Source organism: Sandaracinus amylolyticus (assembly GCF_021631985.1).
Lineage (GTDB): Bacteria > Myxococcota_A > Polyangia > Polyangiales > Sandaracinaceae > Sandaracinus > Sandaracinus amylolyticus_A.
Genome location: NZ_CP070225.1, coordinates 5,449,580 through 5,466,441 on the forward strand (window position 1 = coordinate 5,449,580; position 16,862 = coordinate 5,466,441).

15 protein-coding genes are annotated in these 16,862 nt (G+C 72.0%); 9 read left to right on the top strand and 6 right to left on the bottom strand.

Annotated features, from left to right (window positions below):
- The first annotated feature begins 16 nt into the window (after positions 1 to 16).
- Positions 17 to 592, top strand: coding sequence for a hypothetical protein (locus I5071_RS23005; protein WP_236514660.1), 576 nt, complete (start codon positions 17 to 19; stop codon positions 590 to 592).
- A gap of 68 nt (positions 593 to 660) precedes the next feature.
- Positions 661 to 1,704, top strand: a complete 1,044-nt coding sequence (holA, locus tag I5071_RS23010) for a DNA polymerase III subunit delta (RefSeq protein WP_236514661.1) — start codon at positions 661 to 663, stop codon at positions 1,702 to 1,704.
- Here the strand turns inward: holA and I5071_RS23015 are convergent.
- The 5 genes from I5071_RS23015 to I5071_RS23035 form a co-directional block, all read right to left on the bottom strand.
- Entirely contained in the window at positions 1,701 to 2,003 is a 303-nt protein-coding gene (locus tag I5071_RS23015; protein WP_236514663.1) for a DUF2288 family protein, read from the bottom strand. The genes holA and I5071_RS23015 overlap by 4 nt on opposite strands.
- A 136-nt stretch (positions 2,004 to 2,139) precedes the next feature.
- A complete protein-coding gene (rpsT, locus tag I5071_RS23020; RefSeq protein WP_053231989.1) occupies positions 2,140 to 2,403 on the bottom strand; it encodes a 30S ribosomal protein S20 in 264 nt (87 codons plus the stop codon).
- Positions 2,404 to 2,456: 53 nt separating this feature from the next.
- Positions 2,457 to 3,290: a 50S ribosomal protein L11 methyltransferase gene (locus I5071_RS23025; protein ID WP_236514665.1), complete on the bottom strand. Its 834-nt coding sequence runs from the start codon at positions 3,288 to 3,290 to the stop codon at positions 2,457 to 2,459.
- A 3-nt stretch (positions 3,291 to 3,293) separates the two neighbouring features.
- The gene (locus tag I5071_RS23030) at positions 3,294 to 4,094 is read right to left on the bottom strand and encodes a ferritin-like domain-containing protein (protein WP_236514667.1); all 801 of its coding nucleotides are present in this window, start codon (positions 4,092 to 4,094) and stop codon (positions 3,294 to 3,296) included.
- The gene (locus tag I5071_RS23035) at positions 4,094 to 4,672 is read right to left on the bottom strand and encodes a hypothetical protein (RefSeq protein ID WP_236514669.1); all 579 of its coding nucleotides are present in this window, start codon (positions 4,670 to 4,672) and stop codon (positions 4,094 to 4,096) included. The genes I5071_RS23030 and I5071_RS23035 overlap by 1 nt, the downstream gene beginning before the upstream one ends.
- A gap of 143 nt (positions 4,673 to 4,815) precedes the next feature.
- On the opposite strand from I5071_RS23035, the gene murJ reads away from it, so the two are divergent.
- From murJ to I5071_RS23055, 4 genes are read left to right on the top strand one after another with little or no spacing between them, the layout of a single operon-like run.
- Positions 4,816 to 6,441: a murein biosynthesis integral membrane protein MurJ gene (gene murJ, locus I5071_RS23040; RefSeq protein WP_236514671.1), complete on the top strand. Its 1,626-nt coding sequence runs from the start codon at positions 4,816 to 4,818 to the stop codon at positions 6,439 to 6,441.
- Positions 6,442 to 6,474: 33 nt separating this feature from the next.
- Positions 6,475 to 7,692: an alpha/beta hydrolase family protein gene (locus I5071_RS23045; RefSeq protein WP_236514673.1), complete on the top strand. Its 1,218-nt coding sequence runs from the start codon at positions 6,475 to 6,477 to the stop codon at positions 7,690 to 7,692.
- Positions 7,693 to 7,732: 40 nt separating this feature from the next.
- Positions 7,733 to 9,184, top strand: coding sequence for a hypothetical protein (locus I5071_RS23050; protein ID WP_236514675.1), 1,452 nt, complete (start codon positions 7,733 to 7,735; stop codon positions 9,182 to 9,184).
- Positions 9,166 to 10,584: a hypothetical protein gene (locus I5071_RS23055; protein WP_236514677.1), complete on the top strand. Its 1,419-nt coding sequence runs from the start codon at positions 9,166 to 9,168 to the stop codon at positions 10,582 to 10,584. The genes I5071_RS23050 and I5071_RS23055 overlap by 19 nt, the downstream gene beginning before the upstream one ends.
- Here I5071_RS23055 and I5071_RS23060 read toward each other — a convergent pair whose 3' ends face one another.
- Positions 10,585 to 10,920, bottom strand: coding sequence for an OsmC family protein (locus I5071_RS23060; RefSeq protein WP_236514679.1), 336 nt, complete (start codon positions 10,918 to 10,920; stop codon positions 10,585 to 10,587).
- 246 nt (positions 10,921 to 11,166) lie between these two features.
- Here I5071_RS23060 and I5071_RS23065 point away from each other — a divergent pair, with 246 nt between their 5' ends.
- From I5071_RS23065 to rlmM, 3 genes are read left to right on the top strand one after another with little or no spacing between them, the layout of a single operon-like run.
- Positions 11,167 to 12,387, top strand: a complete 1,221-nt coding sequence (locus tag I5071_RS23065; RefSeq protein WP_236514681.1) for an efflux RND transporter periplasmic adaptor subunit — start codon at positions 11,167 to 11,169, stop codon at positions 12,385 to 12,387.
- 56 nt (positions 12,388 to 12,443) lie between these two features.
- On the top strand, positions 12,444 to 15,629 hold the full coding sequence (locus tag I5071_RS23070) for an efflux RND transporter permease subunit (RefSeq protein ID WP_236514683.1): 3,186 nt from the start codon (positions 12,444 to 12,446) through the stop codon (positions 15,627 to 15,629).
- Between the two features lie 46 nt (positions 15,630 to 15,675).
- The gene (gene rlmM / locus I5071_RS23075; protein ID WP_236514685.1) at positions 15,676 to 16,854 is read left to right on the top strand and encodes a 23S rRNA (cytidine(2498)-2'-O)-methyltransferase RlmM; all 1,179 of its coding nucleotides are present in this window, start codon (positions 15,676 to 15,678) and stop codon (positions 16,852 to 16,854) included.
- The last annotated feature ends 8 nt before the right edge of the window (positions 16,855 to 16,862 follow it).

The following is a 16,862-nucleotide window of genomic DNA, read 5'->3' on the forward strand; positions in this document are numbered from 1 at the left end:
CGAGAAGGAGCCCTCGATGACGTCTCGGAAGCCGCGCGCCCTCGCCCTTTTCGCCCTCGCTGCGATGTCGGCGCTCACCTTCGCGCTCGCGGGCGCAGTGCTGCCGAGCAGCGCGGTCCCGCACGCCGAGGCTCAGCGCCTGCGCGCGACGGTCTACGTGACGCAGGCCGCGATCCCGCGCGGGCTCACCGAGAAAGCGCTCGTCGGGTTCGGACGCGGCCACCAGGCGCGCACGATGAACGAGAGCACCGAGGCCGAGATCGAGCAGCGCCACTGGCTCGCGAACATGATCGTGCAGTTCAACGCGCCGCCGGGCGACCTCGAGTATCACGCGCTCTTCTACAACGTGACCGACGGCGCGCGGAACTTCGTCGACGACATGGCGATCTACCTGAACGGCCGCGATCAGCGCACCTACGTGCAGCGCCTGAACCTCGCGCGCCCGCGCTTCCAGCCGAACAAGCGCTACGAGCTGGTGATCACGGTGCGTCGCGCGGAGGTGGGCTCGACCCGCTTCGAGACGCGTGGCGAGGAGCCGCGGCGCTCGGGCCAGGTCGACTTCAGCGTCGAAGACACGCGCGCCCGAGACTGAGCGCGTCGACACTGCGCTTCGACTCGACGGACGCCACGCGGCGTCCGTCGTCGTTTCCGGAGACGGACATGAGCGAAGAACGAGACATCCAGAGCCTCCTCGCGGACGCACGCGCGGGGAATTGGCAGCCGGTCGTACTGCTCGTCGGCTCCGAGCGTTTCCTCGCCGATCGCGCGGCGAAGCTGCTGAAGAAGGCGGTCGTCGGCGACGGGCCGACCGGGTTCAACGACGATCTCTTCCACGGCGCGCAGGTCGTCGCGTCGCGCGTGGTGAGCACGGCGAAGACGCTGCCGATGATGGCGAAGGCGCGCTACGTGCTGATCCGCGACGCCGAGGACGTTCCGACCGCCGAGCTCGACGCGCTCGCGGCGTACGTCGCGGCGCCCTCGCCGAGCACGTGCCTCGTGTTGATCGCCGAGAAGATCGACGGTCGCAGCAAGCTCTCGAAGGCGGCGAAGAGCGCGGGCGCGTGGATCGAGTGCGAGCCGCTCAAGGGCCCGCTGCTCGAGCGCTTCGTGCTCGGCGAGGCGAAGCGACGCGGGCACACGATCTCGCCCGACGCCGGGCAGGCGCTGCTCGACGCGCTGGGGAACGATCTCGCAGCGATCGACGACGCGGTGGAGCGGCTCTCGCTCTACGTCGGCAAGGGCGCGCCGATCGATCTCGCCGCGGTCGAGGCGTCGATCGCGCGCATCCGGGTGGACTCGATCTGGACGGTCGTCGACGCGGTCGCGGCGCGCCGCAGCGCGGTCGCGCTCGAGGCGGTGGCCTCGCTCCTCGCGGATCGCGAGCCGCCGCTGCGCATCCTCGCGATGGTCGCGCGCCAGCTGCGCATGGTCGCGAAGGCGAAGCAGGCGCTCGCGGACGGGCTGCGCGGGCCCGAGATGGCGCGCTTCGCGGGCGCGCTGCCGTTCAAGGCGCGCGATCTCGAGGCGGCGGCGCGCAAGTTCGACGACGACGCGCTCCGCGCGGCGTTCCGCGCGCTGTCCGAAGCGGACCTCGCGCTCAAGGGCAGCAAGCGCCCGCCCGAGGTCGTGATGGAAGAGGTGATCCTCGCGCTCTGCGCCGGCCGCGATCTGCCGCTCGTCTCGGAGTGGCAGTTCCGCGTCTAGTCGGCCTTCGGGTCCTGCAGCAGCACGTAGGGCTGCACGACGACGCTGATCCAGGTGCGACCCTCGTCGCTCGGCCACTTCTCGAGCTCGTCGGTGGTGGGCCGCCGCAGATCGCCGCTCGCGATCCAGCGCTCGACCGCGGCGCGATCGTCGGTCGCGATCGCGAGCCCGCACGCGACGAGATCGAGCTGCGGAGCCACGACGAACACGGCCCCGCGCTCGAGGTGGGCGGCGAGGTCGCTGTAGAGGACCGCGCCGCGGTGGGCCTCGAGGCGGTCGCGCAGATCGTCGGATGCCATCGGAAGGACGCTGTTCCCGAGCGCCGAGCGGCGCAAGCAAGGCAGACGGAACGCCGACGGCCGCGTCCCCTTGGCTCGGGGCGCGGCCGTTCGCTGCGGGCGATCACTCACGAGCAGAGCGCTCGCGAGGACCGGCTCACGCCATCTTCTGGACCTGCTCGGTCAGGCGCGAGATGTAACGCGAGCCCGTCTTGTGGTGGTAGACGCCCTTGCTGACCGCCATGTCGATCTTGCGGATCGCCTCGGCGAGCGCGGTCTGGGCCGCGGCCTTGTCGGTCTTGGCGAGCGCCTCGCGCACGCGCTTCACGTGGGTGCGCACGGTCGTGCGGATGTGACGGTTGCGGAGGGTGCGCTTCTCGGTCTGGCGGATGCGCTTCTTCGCCGATTCGACGTTGGCCATTCGGGCTCCGGAAACTGGAAAGGGCGCAGAGATTAGCCGGGTGACCCCGGGTGTCAAGGCGCGGGATCGAGCGTGAGCTCGATGCAGCCCCAGCCCCCGCGCCTCGCGCGCGCGGCCACCCGCAGCCCATGGGCCGCGAACGTTCGCGCGATCTCCCCGGAAGAAGAGGCCGCGAACCCCGAGAGCAAGAGGCGTCCCCGGGGCGCGACCCGCGACGCGAGGGCCCGCGCCTCGGCAATCAGCACGTCGCGATAGAGGTTCGCGACGACGATCTCGAAGCGCTCGCGCGGCATCCCGGCGCGCACGATCACACGATCGCCGAGCCCGTGCCGGCGCACCGCGTCCTTCGCGGCGCGCCGCGCGAGCGGGTCCACGTCGGTCGCGATCACCCGTGATGCCCCGCGCAGCGCGCACACGATCGCGAGCACACCGGTGCCGGTGCCCACGTCGAGCACCGACGCGCGGCGCAGCGACCACGACTCGATCGCCGCGACGCAGAGCGCGGTGGTCGGATGCGCGCCGTCGCCGAACGCCTCCGACCCTGCGAGGTGGAGCGCGGTCCGCCGGCGCCATCGCGGGCCCGGCTCACCCTCCCCCGTGACCACCACGAAGCCGCGCCCGAGGGGCACGCAGCGCGGCGCGCTCGCGATCTCGGGGACCGCCTCGATCGCGATCGATACGCCGGGGAGCGCGCGGCGCAGGCGTCGCTCGGCGCGACGCGCATCCGCCGCGGGCACCCAGAGCCGCACGATCACGCGGCCGCGCGGCGCGCCGACGTCCTCGTCGACGATCTCGAGGCCCTGCACCCCGAGCGCGTACGCCGCCTCCTCGAGCTCCTCGCGCCGGGCGCCGGGCCCCTCGATCACGATCGCGACGATCGACGACACGCGCTACGGAAGCAGATCGAGCGGGCGCAGGCGAGGCGCGAGTGTCTCTTCCGTCGCGCGACGCAGCACGAGCGACTGGCGCTCCTTCGTGAACAAGCCGAGCGCGGCGAGCTCGGGCTCGGGCAGATCCGCGAGGGTCGTGCCTGCGGCGTCGAGCTTCGCGAGGATCGGATCGGTCGCGCGTCGATGGGGCTCGAGCGTGCGCCGCACCAGCTCGCGCCAGTCCGCGCGCGTGCTCTCGGGGAAACGCGCGAGCGCCTTCTCGACGTAGGCCCAGCCGAACGCGTGGTGCGTCTCCTCGTCGTCGAGCGTCGCGTCGAGCACGCGCTTCACCGCGGGATCGCCGCACCGCGCCCGCAGGTCCTCGATGAACGCGACCGACAGCGTCTCGTTCACGCAGAGCATCGCGATCGCGGTGTGGAGTGCGCGCTCCGCCGCGGGCGCGCGGGTGTACGCATCGGGCTCGCGCAGCTCGATCGGATCGGGGAACACCGGCGCGCCACCGAGCGCCTCGCAGAGCGCGACCGTGAGCCGCACGTGGCGCAGCTCGTCGACCACGAGATCCGCCGCGCCTGCGTAGACCTCGATCGGATCGCCCGCCGCGATCACCTCGCCGAGGAAGCGATTCATGATCTGCACGCTGCGCAGCTCGGTGCGGACGCGCTCGGCCCACACGCGGCGCGCCAGCTCGATGCGCGCCGGAGGATGCGCGTCGAGGCGCAGATCCGAGAGGTCCACGACGGGCCCGAGCACCTCGTCGCTCAGCGACGCGAAGAGCCCGCGCTCGTGGCGGATCGGACGCATCAGCCGGGACAGCCGCTGCCCGGCGGGCTCGCGCAGTAGCCCTCGCCGCAGTCCTCGAAGAGCCCGTAGTTGCACACCGCGCCCGCGGGGCAGAAACACAGATCGATGCGCCCCTCGGCGTTGCAGCAGCGCTCCCAGTCTCCGGGCTCGCCCGCGTCGGGAAGGCCGCCATGGGGCGCGGCGCAGAACGCCTCGGGGTCGCTCGAGTGCTCGTACGTGCATCGACCGTCGTCGCACACGACGAGGCCGAGCCCGTAGTTGCACGACGCGCCTCCCGGGCAGAAGCACGTGTCGAGGCGCCCGTCGGTGCAGCACGGCTCCCACGTGCCACCCGCGTCGATCTCCGCATCGCGACGGCCCCCGTCCTCGCCCACCCGCGCGTCGGTGCCGACCACGCGCGCGTCCTGCGGGACGCTCGCGTCGCGTGTCGCCTCGCGCGACTCGCTGCACGCGCCGAGCACCAGCGCGACGAGCATCACCATCGCGCCCACCCACGCGCCGCCGGGCCCACAGCCCGCCAGCGCGAGCGCGAAGAGGGCCAGCGCCGCGACCCGCACCGTCGAGACTCGATCGCCCATGCGTGCCCTCCGGAGTGCCACGGAACGCCGTCGCGCAGCAACGGGCGTGCCTCGGAATTCCGCGCGAAGCTGAGCTCGATGGTGTGCCAGGCCGAGCCGGGAAGTTGCGGGGGTGGGCTCCGTCGTCTCAACGTCGAGGCCCCGTGACGGACGAGAAGGAGCGCGCACCGAGCGCGGCGAGCGAGCGCGCGGCGCTCGCGGGGAGAGCCGGCATCGTGGCGGCGGGCACGCTCGTGTCGCGCGTGCTCGGCGTGGCGCGCGAGTCGGTGATGGCCGCGTGCTTCGATGCCGCGCTGATCGATCTCTTCGTCGTCGCGTTCACCATCCCGAACACGCTGCGCGGGCTCTTCGCGGAGGGCGCGGCGTCCGCGGCGTTCGTGCCCGTCTACTCCGATCTGCGCGCCAAAGAGGGCGCGGCCCGCGCCAAGGAGTTCCACGCGCGCGCGGCGGGCGTGTTGATGATCGCGCTCGCGGTGCTGAGCATCGTCGGCGTGATCGCGGCGCCCGCGCTCGTCGTCGCGTTCGCGTCGGGCTACCTCGAGGATCGGGCGCGCTTCGACGACACCGTGGCGCTCACGCGCGTCCTCTTCCCCTACATCTTCTTCATGGGGATGGCCGCGCTCTCGGCGGGCGCGCTCAACGCGAACCGTCGCTTCGCCGTGCCCGCGCTCGCCCCCGCGCTGCTCAACGTCGCGCTGATCGCCGCGCCCTTCACGATGATCCCGATCGCGCTCGCGATGGGCCTGCCCACCATCGGCGCGCTCGCGATCGGCGCGCTCGTCGGCGGCGCGCTGCAGGTGATCGCGCAGTGGCCCGCGCTGCTGCGCGCCGGGCTCTGGGTGCGACCGCGCGCGACGCTCCAGGATCCCGCGGTGCGACGCGCGATCGCGCTGCTCGGCCCGGTCGCCGCGGGCCTCGGGGTCTACCAGGTCAACCTGATGCTCTCGCGCTCGCTCGCGTCGTGGCTCCCCGCGGGCTCGCAGGCGTACCTCTGGTTCGGCACGCGCCTCGTCGAGATCCCACAGGGCGTGTTCGCGATCGCGTTCGCCACCGCGCTGCTGCCGACGCTCTCCGATCTCGTCGCGCGCGGCGAGCACGACGAGCTGCGCCGCACGTTCACCTTCGCGCTGCGCTCGATGCTCTTCGTCGCGCTGCCCGCGAGCGTGCTCCTGATCGTGCTCGCCGAGCCGCTGGTGACCGCCGTGTACATGCACGGCCGCTTCGGCTGGGACGAGACGGTGCAGACCGCGCGCTCGCTCCTCTGGCAGGCCGCGGGCGTCTGGGCGATCGCGTCGGTGCGGGTCGTGGTGCCGGTGTTCCACGCGCACGGCGACACGCGCACGCCGGTGATCGCGAGCGTGGTGAACCTCGTGGTGTTCGCGGGGCTCGGCATCGCGCTGAGCCGCGTGCTCGATCACGTCGGCATCGCGATCGCGATCAGCGCGGCGGGCGCGCTGCAGCTCGTGATGTTGCTCGCGATGCTGCGCCGGAAGATGGGGCGCCTCGGGCTCTCCGAGGTCGCGAAGGGCACGCTGCGGATCGCCCTCGCGTGCGCGGCGATGGGCGCGACGTCGTGGGCCATCGCGCGGCTGGTGCGATGGGACGACGGCGCGAGCGTGGTCGACATGCTGGTGCTCGCGGGCGCGATCGCGGCGGGCGGCGTCGTGTACCTCGGCGCGGCGTGGCTGATGCGCGCGCCCGAGCTCGAGGCGGTGCTCGGTCGCGTGCTGAAGCGCTTCCGCCGGGGGCGTGCGACCGCAGCCCGTTGAAAGTCGCACTTACGACTCCTAGCATCCGTGTCCATGACGAGGATGCGCGCTTGGGCGGGGGCGCTGGCCCTCTTCTTCGTGGGATGCGGTGGTGACGACGACGCGAGCGCGCCCGTCGACGCCGGCGCGGTGGACGCGGGGCAGAGCCCAGTCGACGGCGGGCCGCGCGAGCGGACCGACGCGGGCGCGACGGCAGTCGGGTGCGCCTCGTCGACGCGCCTCGAGGTGCCCGACGAGCCCGAGGCGCGCGGGCCGTGGCCCGTCGGCGTGCGCACCGTGACGGTGGGCCGCCTCACCGCCGACGTGTGGTACCCGGCGCAGCTGGGCAGCGAGGCCGGCGTCGCGCCCGCGACCTACGACATCCGCGACTGGCTCCCCGAGAGCCAGCGCGGCGACGCGGTGATCCCCGACGCCGACAACCTGCTGCAGACCTGCGACTGCCATCGCGATCTGCCCGTCGACGCCGACCACGGGCCCTACCCCGCGATCGTCTTCGTGCACGGCACCGCGGCGTTCCGCACCCAGTCGCTCTCGTTCCTCACGCACTGGGCGAGCCGCGGCTTCGTCGTGATCGCGACCGATCATCCCGGCCTCTACCTCGGCGATCTGCTCGCGCTCGTGTGCCGCGATCCGCGCATGGGACCGCGCATGCTCGAAGAGGACGTCGACGCGATGCTCGATGCGCTGCGCGCGACGAGCGGCGATCTCGCGTGGCTCGCGGAGCGCGTCGATCCCGCGCGCATCGGCCTCGCGGGCCACAGCGCCGGCGGCATCGTCACGAGCCTGAGCGATCGCGCCGGCGTGCGCGTCGTGATCGGCCTCTCGTCGAACGGCGCGGCACGCGAAGATCCCGGGCTCGAGGGATCGCTCTTCGTCGCGGCGACCGACGACGCGGTCGTGCCGTACGCGTCGACCGTCAGCGCGTACGAGGGCTCGCCCGATCCCAAGTGGCTCGTCGGCATCGAGGGCAGCGGGCATCTCGCGCCGAGCGACCTCTGCGATCTCGAGAACGCCGATGGGCAGAACATGCTCGAGGTCGCGCAGGAGCACGGCGTGTGCGGCGCGCAATTCGCAGGGATGCTCTTCGACTGCCAGGAGGGCCACATCGATCCCGAGGCCGCGCGCGTGGTCGGTCGCGCGATCACGACCGCAGTGCTCGAGCAGATCCTGTGGTGCACCGATCGCAGCGCGGCGATCGCCGCGATCCCCGAGCGCCTCGAGCACGTGGAGGAGCTGCGCAGCGCGCCGTGACGGGTTGGAAACCCAGCGCGGTTCGTGCGACCACCGAAGGATGTCGGTGGCCCGATACGGGATCCTCGTCGCGAGCGTGCTCCTGATCGCGGGGTGCACCGCGTCCGGCAGCGACGTCACACCCGAGGCCGACGCGGGCTTCCCGATCATCGACGAGGGCGGATGCCCACCCGTCCTCTGCACCGGGTTCGGCTACGTGTGCCGCGAGGGGCGCGTGCACGAGAGAGTCCCGGTGCCGGCCGCGTGCGACGCGCCGCCGACCGAGTGTCCCGACGGGATCGTCGCGTACGTGTGCACGCTCGGATGCGTCGAGGGCAGCACCGATCCCGGCGACCCGTTCGCGCTCTGCGCCGAGAGCACGCTCCCGCGCGTCGGCACGCCCTGCGCGAGCGACGACGACTGCACGCCGAGCGCGCCCCACATGGAGCTCCGCTGCGACACCGCCCTCGGCACGTGCACGCAGCAGCAGCCCGAGGTCTGCAATCGCACCGACGACGACCGCGACACGCTCGTCGACGAAGGGTGCACCTGCGAGGCGCGCGTCGTGGCGACGATCGAGGAGCCCGTGTCCCCGGTCGAGTCCACGATGACCCACGATCGCATCGCGCTGCTCGCCATGTCGGGCGATCGCAGCACCGCTCGCGTCCACGTGATCGACCGCGACGGGAACACGGTCTACGAGGTCGACGACATCCCGTTCGCGGCGCGCGTCCAGCGGGTCGGCGACGAGCTCGTCGTGCTCCAGCACGATCCCAGCACCGGACGAACGAGCCTGCTGCGGCTGCGCGAGGACGGCGCGCACCAGACCGTCGTGCTGGACCGGACGCCGATCGGTGGTTCCCCGTTCGTGCTCGGCGACGAGCGAGGCTGGACCCTGCTCCTGCACGTGAACGGGCGCATCGGCCTCACCCGGCACTCCCTCAGGGGAGAGCGCACGGCGGTCCGCGTCGCGACCGAGATGAGGACGCTCCTGCTCGCCAGCAGCGACGGTGCAGGAGGTGTCGTCGCGTACGCCGACGAGAACGAGCTCCCGCAGATCGCATGGCTCGACGATCGCCTCGCGCTCCATCCGATCGCGAGCGGCGGGCTGAGCGCCGGTACGCTCGACGCGGCGTACCGCGAAGGCGAGCACGTGGTGCTCGCGACCGACCCCCGCGCAACACCGCGCATCTTCCGCATCGGAACGACGGGCACGCTCGTCGAGGAGCGGACGATCGTTCCACCGCGCCGTCCCGTCGAGCTCACGCGGCTCGCGCTCGAGCCTGCGACCGGAGCGACCGCGATCGCGTTCACGACCGGCGGCGAGCTCACCGTCGCGCGCTACGACGAAGCGGGCGAGCCCGTCGACGTCCCGGTGCTGACGGACGCCCAGCCGTACCTGGCACAAGCGTTCGGCTACGTCGGCGGAGCGCTGCGGCTCGTCACCGCGGAGCAGGACGGAAGCGGCATCGCGAGGTGGAGGGTGATCGATCCATGCGTGCCCCTGCCCTGATCGCGACGGCCGCGATCCTCGCGATCGGCTGCGGGCCCGGAAGCAGCGCGATCGAAGGCGACGCCGGGCCGCCCGGCGCGTGCACGTTCGAGTGTTTCCCCGGCGGGTTCCGCTGCCGCGGAGGCGTGATCGTCGAAGTGCCGCGGGTCACCGTCCCCTGCGACACGACGTCGGTCTGCCCCGACGGCGAGCCCGTGCACACGTGCGAGCGCGGGTGCGTCGAGGACGCGATGTCGTCGTCGAGCGACGACCTCTGCAACGAGACGCGCCCGAAGAACGAGGGCGACCCCTGCGAGATCGACGCCGACTGCGAGCCGAGCGCGACCTCGACGCCGCTCGCATGCGACCCGCTGCTCCGAGTCTGCGTCCCGCCGCGCGCCGAGGCGTGCAACGGCTTCGACGACGACTTCGACGACACGATCGACGAGTCCTGCGAGTGCTCGCCGCGCGTGGTCGCGTCGCTCGAGATGTCGAGCGCGGACTTCCCGCTCGACGCCGCGTTCGGACCCGATCGCATCGCGCTCGTCCGCTTCGTTCCCGCGGCCGCGGCCGCGCGCTCCGGCTCGCTGCACCTGCTCGACGCATCCGGCGCGCCGGTCGCGGAGATCGACGAGCTCGCGCACGTCTCGTCGATCACGCGCGACGACGGCGAGTTCCGGCTGCTCCTTCACGCGGCGCTCGGTCGCTCGACCGTGCTCCGCCTCCACGACGACGGCACCGAGGAGCGCGTCGCCCTCGATCGCACGGCGCCGGGCAGCCCTGCGTTCGTCTACGGCGACGACGCCGGTTGGACGATGCTCTCGATGGTCAACGGCCGCCTCGCGATGACGCGCCACGCGCCCACCGGCGCGCGCACCGCGATGCGGCTCACGACCGAGCCCGGAAACGTGCTCTTCGTCGCGCCGCACGCAGGCGCGCACGTGTTCGGGCTCGATGCGCGGATCATGGAGGCGAGCGCGACGCTCGAGCTCACCGAGCGCGCCTCGGTGCCCGCGTTCCCCTTCCGCGCCGACGCCCTGCCGCTCGCAGACGGCCGCACGCGGCTGCTCCTCGAAGAGACCGTCGCGCTCGCGCACCTCGTCACGCTGCACCCCGACGGATCGCTCGAGGAGCACGGCACCATGCGCCTCGGCTCCAACGAGGAGCCGAAGCGCGCCGCGATCGATCCCGCGACCGAGCGCCTCGCCGTCGCGTGGCGCGACGCGAGCAGCGTGCACGTCGAGCTCTTCGATGCGCGGAGCATCACGCCGACGCACCAGGTCGTGCTGCGCGCGCAGCCGTTCACGACCTACGCGATCGGCCACGTCGGCACCGGCTTCCGCGTCGTCGTCGGCCACCAGGACGACCCCGCGAGCCCGGCGTGGACGATCTTCGACCCCTGCCCGTCGCCCGCCGAGTGATCACCCCGGCTCGACGACGACCTCGGTCGTCACCGAGCTCGCGATGAAGCAGCCGTCGTGCGCCTGACGATGCAGCGAGGCCAGCGTCGCCGCGTCCGGTGTTGCTCCACCGAACGTGATGCGCGGCCGCAGCACCACGCGGGTCACACGCATCTTCTCTCCGGGCCGCCGCTCGAGCGTCCCGCGCGCGTCGTCGTCGTACCGGTCGACCACGATGCCCTTGCGCGCGCACAGCGCGAGGAACGTCAGCATGTGACAGCTCGCGAGCGCCGCGACGAGGAGCTCCTCGGGGTTCGGCAGCGCGGCATCCCCGAGATACTCGGGCGCCGCGCTCATCTCGTGGGAGACACCGCCTCCGTACTCGACGCGATGGGACCGCGAGTACTGCCGATACGAGTGCTCCCGATCCCCGCGTCTCCATTCGATCTTCGCGACGTGCTCGCTCGCCATGTCGCGATGCGTGCGAGGCGATGAATGCGTTTGCAAGTGGCTTGCCCTGTGGGGTGATCGAGACCACAGTCGCTCCGCCGCGCGACGACCCCTTCATTTCTCTCGAAATCGTCCGCGCCGCGAGGTCAGGAAATGTCGACCGCGGAACACGAACCGCGCGCGTCGCAGTCATCGACGCTGGGGACGGCTCCGGCGCTGCGCCCGCCGCCGCCGCTGGCGAAGCGCCTGATGCTCTTGTTCACGGTGCTCACCCTCGCCGGGCTGGGTGTCGCGCTCTCGCAGCGGCTCGGTCAGGCATCGGAAGAGCAGGCGCAGTTCGCCACCGCGCGCGAGGAAGCAGCCGCCGCCGCGGGCCGTGCGCCCGAGGTGGAGGTGGTCCGTCCGACCACCGCCGCGTTCGCGCCGCTCGTCGTGCTTCAGGGGACCCTCGAGCCAGTGCAGGCCGCGGACCTCGGGTTCGAGGTCGCAGGCCGAGTGTCGCGTGTGGACGTCGCGCTCGGCGAGCACGTGCGCGCAGGTCAGCCGCTGGTGTCGCTCGATCGCGCCAGCCTGGGCGCGCAGAGCGCGCAGAGCGAGGCCGCCATCGCCGTCGCTCAGGCGAACGTCGACATGCTGCGCGACCGCGTGACCCTCCTGGAAGGTCTCGTGCGCAGCGGTGCGTCGCCCGAGCGCGAGCTCACGACCGCGCGCCAGCAGCTCGCGGTCGCCGAGGCCCAGCTCGGTCAGGCGATGGCGAGCCGCCGTCAGCTCGCGACCCAGTCCGCGGATCACGTGCTGCGCGCGCCCTTCGAGGGCGTCGTGACGCGCGTGCCGAACGGCGTCGGCGCCGTCGCCGGCCCGGGCATGACGCTGGTGCGCGTCGAGGATCTCTCGTCGCTGCGCCTGCGCACCACGGTGAGCCAGTCGGAGCTCGAGGCGCTCGAGGTCGGCGCGACCGCGTCGATCGAGGGCCACGAGGGCGTGAGTGGGACGATCCGCAGCGCGGTGCGCTCGCTCGATCCGCAGACGCGCCGCGCGCCGGTCGAGGTGCTCGTGCCCAACGAGGGCACGCACCTCGTCGCGAACGCGCTCGTGCGTGCGCGCGTGGTCGTCGGCACCCCGCGCCCCGCGCTTCGTCTCCCCGCCACCACGCGCCGCCCCAACGGATCGATCCTCGTGATCGACGCCGAGGGACGCGTCGTCGCCCGCAACGTGTCGGCGCAGTCGGACGTCGACGGGTCGTGGCTCGTCACCGACGGGCTCGGCACCGAGGACCGCGTCGTGCTGCGTCCCGCGACCGCGCGCGAAGGCCAGATCATCGTGCCCGTCGAGTCGCAGACCGCGCCGGCCGATCCGCCGCGCGCCGAGCTGTGATCGACGCGCCCGCAGAAAACTGAGTCGGGCTCAATTTCCAGCCCTCGAGGTTCGAGATGACGTTGTCGGACGTCGCGATCAAGCGTCCCGTGTTCACCTCGATGATCTCGCTCGGGATCATCGTGCTCGGGGTCCTCGGGTACTCGCGCCTCGGCGTGAACCTGTTCCCCGACGTCGAGTTCCCCGCGGTGACGGTCACGACCGTCTACCCCGGCGCGAGCCCGGCCGAGATGGAGACGCAGGTCACCGAGAAGATCGAGGACGCGATCGTCTCGCTGCCCGGCATCGATCGCATCCAGAGCTGGTCGCGCGACTCGGTCTCGAACGTCGTCATCTTCTTCGAGCTCGACGTCGATCCGGTCGAGGCCGCGACCCAGGTGCGCGAGCGCGTCGCGCAGATCCGCGCGCAGCTGCCGCGCGAGGTCGAGGACCCGACCGTCGTGCGCCTCGACATCAGCGCGGCGCCGATCATGACGTACACGCTGTCGGGCGACGCGGATCTCAACGCGCTTCGCGACTTCGCCGAGGACGACATCCGTCCCTACCTCGAGCAGGTCGACGGTGTCGCGAGCGTCAGCGTCAACGGCGGCCGCGAGCGCCAGATCAACGTCGAGCTCGACGTCGATCGCCTGATCGCGCTCGGCATGACGCCGCTCTCGGTGGTCGAGCAGATCCAGCGCGAGAACCTGAGCGTCCCCGCGGGCGGCTTCGACGAGGGTGATCGCCGCATCGCGGTGCGCACGCTCGGCGAGCTCGTCAGCGTCGACGAGCTGCGCCAGCTCCCGGTGGGCACCGGCGCGGACGGCTCGCTCGTGCGCCTCGGCGACATCGGCACCATCGAGGACGGCTTCGCCGATCAGACGACGATCGTGCGCAGCAACGGCCGTCCCGCGGTCGTGTTCGCGATCATGAAGGCGTCGGGCTCGAACACGGTCGAGATCAGCGAGGGCGTGCGCGCGCGCATCGCGGAGCTCGCGATGCCGCCCGGCGTCAGCGCGACGCTGGTGATGGATCAGGCGGAGTTCGTGCTCGAGAACGCGCACGAGGTGCAGATCGCGCTCTGGTTCGGCGGCGCGATGGCGATCCTGATCATCCTCGTGTTCCTGATGGACCTGCGCAGCACGTTCATCAGCGCGCTCGCCCTGCCCACCAGCGTGCTCGGCGCGTTCTTCTTCATGTACCTGATGGGCTTCACGCTCAACATGATGACCCTCCTGGGTCTCTCGCTCGCGATCGGTCTGCTCATCGACGACTCGATCGTGGTCCGCGAGAACATCATGAAGCACCTCGAGCGCGGCGAGGACCCCGAGGTCGCCGCGAGCAAGGGCACGCGCGAGATCACGCTCGCCGTGCTCGCGACCACCGCGACGCTCTGCGCGGTGTTCGTCCCGGTCGCGTTCACCGGCGGCATGGTCGGTCAGTTCTTCCGAGAGTTCGGCCTGACGATCGCGGCCGCGACGGTCCTCAGCGCGTGGGTCGCGTTCACGCTCGACCCGATGCTCTCGGCGCGCCTCGCCAAGAAGATCGAAGGCGGCGCGCACGCCGGTCACGACGACGGCGCGTTCGGCTTCATCAAGCGCCCGCTGCGCGGCTTCTACGAGACGCTCGACTCGCTCTACGCGTCGCTGCTCGTGTGGCTGCTCGCGAAGAAGTGGCGCATGGCCGTCGCGCTCTTCCTCGCGTTCGCGTGCTTCGTGGGCTCGCAGATGCTCGTGCCGCTCATGGGCAGCGAGTTCACGTCGGCGGAGGATCGCGGTCAGTTCAACGTCGACATCGAGCTGCCCGCGGGAACGCGCCTCGAGGAGAGCGCGCGTCTGTCCGCGCTCGCCGAGAACGAGCTCGCGCAGGACCCGCTCTTCACGAACATCTACGTCCGCGCGGGCGTGAACGGCGCCCCGAACATGGTCACCTGGACCGTGATCTGCCCGCCGAAGAACGAACGCGACGTGACGCAGGTCGAGCTCGAGCACCGCACGCGCGCCGCGATCGTGCGGCACATCCCCGAGGCCGAGATCGCGATCTCGCCGCCCGGCATCGTCGAGGGTGGTCGCGACTACGGCATGGAGCTGCACGTGGTCGGCGACGACTTCGCGTCGATCGCGGAGACCGCGGACTTCTTCTACGACACGCTGCGCGGCATCCCGGGCACGCGCGACGTCGATCGCCAGTACTCGCCGGGCAGCCCGCAGCTCGAGGTGCACGTCGATCGCGATCGCGCGTCGCAGCTGCACATCCCGCTCGCGCTGATCGCGCGCACCGCGCGTGCGTCGATCGAGGGCGAGGTCGCGGGCCAGTACCGCGACGGCGACGACGAGGTCGACATCCGCGTGCGGCTGCGCCCCGAGGATCGCGCGCACGCGGGGCTGATCGCGAACCTGCGCATCGCGTCGCCGGGTGGCTTCGTGCCGCTCTCGGATCTCGCGACCGTCGGTCGCGGCGAGGGCCCCGCGGAGATCCAGCGCAGCAACCGACGCCGCGCCATCGTCGTGACCGCGTCGGCCGAGGGCCGTCCGATCGGCGACGTGCTCGCCGAGTTCCAGCAGCGCATCGCCGATCACCCGATGCCCGCCGGCGTGAGCTGGGAGCTCGAGGGTCAGGCGAAGATGATGAACGAGTCGAACTCGAACATGGCGATCGCGCTGCTGCTCGGGATCGTCTTCATCTACCTGGTGCTCGCGTCGCAGTTCGAGTCGCTGATGCACCCGGTCACGATCATGATGGCGCTGCCGCTCGCGTTCGTCGGCGCGTTCGTGGCGCTCTTCCTCGCGCACTCCTCGATGTCGATGGGCGCGACGATCGGCTTCATCCTCTTGATGGGCCTCGTCACGAAGAACGGCATCTTGTTGATCGATCACGCGGTCACGAAGGTGCGCGAGGAAGGGTGGACGCCGCACCAGGCGATCCTCGACGCCGGCCCTTCGCGCATGCGCCCGATCCTCATGACGAGCGCCGCGATGGTGCTCGGCATGCTCCCGACCGCGCTGAACAACGGCCCCGGCAGCGAGTTCCGCGCGCCGATGGCGATCGGCATCATCGGCGGCGTCATCAGCTCGACGCTGCTCACGCTGCTCGTGGTGCCGGTCTTCTATCTGATGATGGAAGGCATGCGCGAGCGCGCGGCGGACTTCTGGGTGCGCTGGGTGCTCGGTCGTCCGCGCGCGCCCGGCGGTGCGCGCAAGGCGGTGAGCATCGCGCGCGAGCCCGAGCGCACCGAGCCGATGATCGACGCCGCCGAGGAGTGATCGAGCGCGCGTGCGGCGCGGGTGGGCTCGAATACACTCGCGCCGCATGTCGAAGCCCCGGAGCCGTCGCGATCGCGGCAAGGAGCGAGATCGCCCGCGAGCGAGGCCCGAGGGCCCGCGTCGCCCGGACGCGCGTCCGCCGCGGCCCGACGCGCGGAAGCCGCCGGACGACCGCGCACAGTCGATCGTCCGCGTGCCGGTCGAGCGCGGGAAGCCGCTCGACGGCGAGTGGCTGTGGACCACGCGTCCGGGCTCGGAGCAGGACCTCGTCGACGAGCTGAACATCGCGCTCGGTCGTGATCGCGCGCGCAGCGTCGGCCCCGCGCTGGTGCGCTCGAAGGGCGCGCCCACCGCGAAGGAGGGCGGCGTCGAGGTCACGTTCGCGCGTCAGGGCTTCCGCATCGCGGGCGAGGCGAGCGGCGAGCGTGATGCGATCGTGAGCTCGATCGCGGAGCGCGTGCGCCCGCTGATCGCCGGCACGTACGCGGTCTCGGCGTGGGTGCCCGACACCGATGCGCTCAACCCGCTTGCGCCCGAGGCCGACGCGATCGAGGCCGCGCTCGCGACGACGCTCGACGCGCAGGCGCCGGGCCGCGTCGCGATGACCGCATTGCCGCACGCGGGCGCGACGCTGGCGCAGGTCGCCCTGGTCGCGCGTGACCACGCGATCTTCGGCGCGAACGGAACCGAGCATTTGCTCAGTTTCTCGCCGGGCGGTCGCGCGCGCATGCGCGTCGGTGGCGAGCGTCCCTCGCGCGCGGCGCGCAAGGTCGAGGAAGCGCTCGCGTGGCTCGGCGTGTCCCCGGGGCCCGGCGAGGTCTGCGTCGATCTCGGCGCCGCGCCCGGCGGCTGGACCTGGGTCCTGCTCGAGAAGCGCGCGAAGGTGATCGCGGTCGATCCCGCCGAGCTGCGCCCCGACATCGCGCGCCATCGCAACGTCGTCCATCACAAGGCGAGCGCGTTCCAGTTCGCGCCCGAGGAGCCCGTCGACTGGCTCTTCTGCGACATGGCGTGGCGCCCGCTCGAGGTCGCGCAGCTCCTCGCGAAGTGGGGCCGGCGGCGCTGGGCGCGCATCCTCGTCGCGAACCTCAAGCTACCGATGAAGACGAAGGCGAAGACCGTCGAGGATCTCAAGCAGGTCGTCGCGGGCGGCGGATGGACGCGCATCCGCACGCGCCAGCTCTATCACGACCGCGACGAGATCACGCTGACGGCGCACCTCTGAGCGCGTGC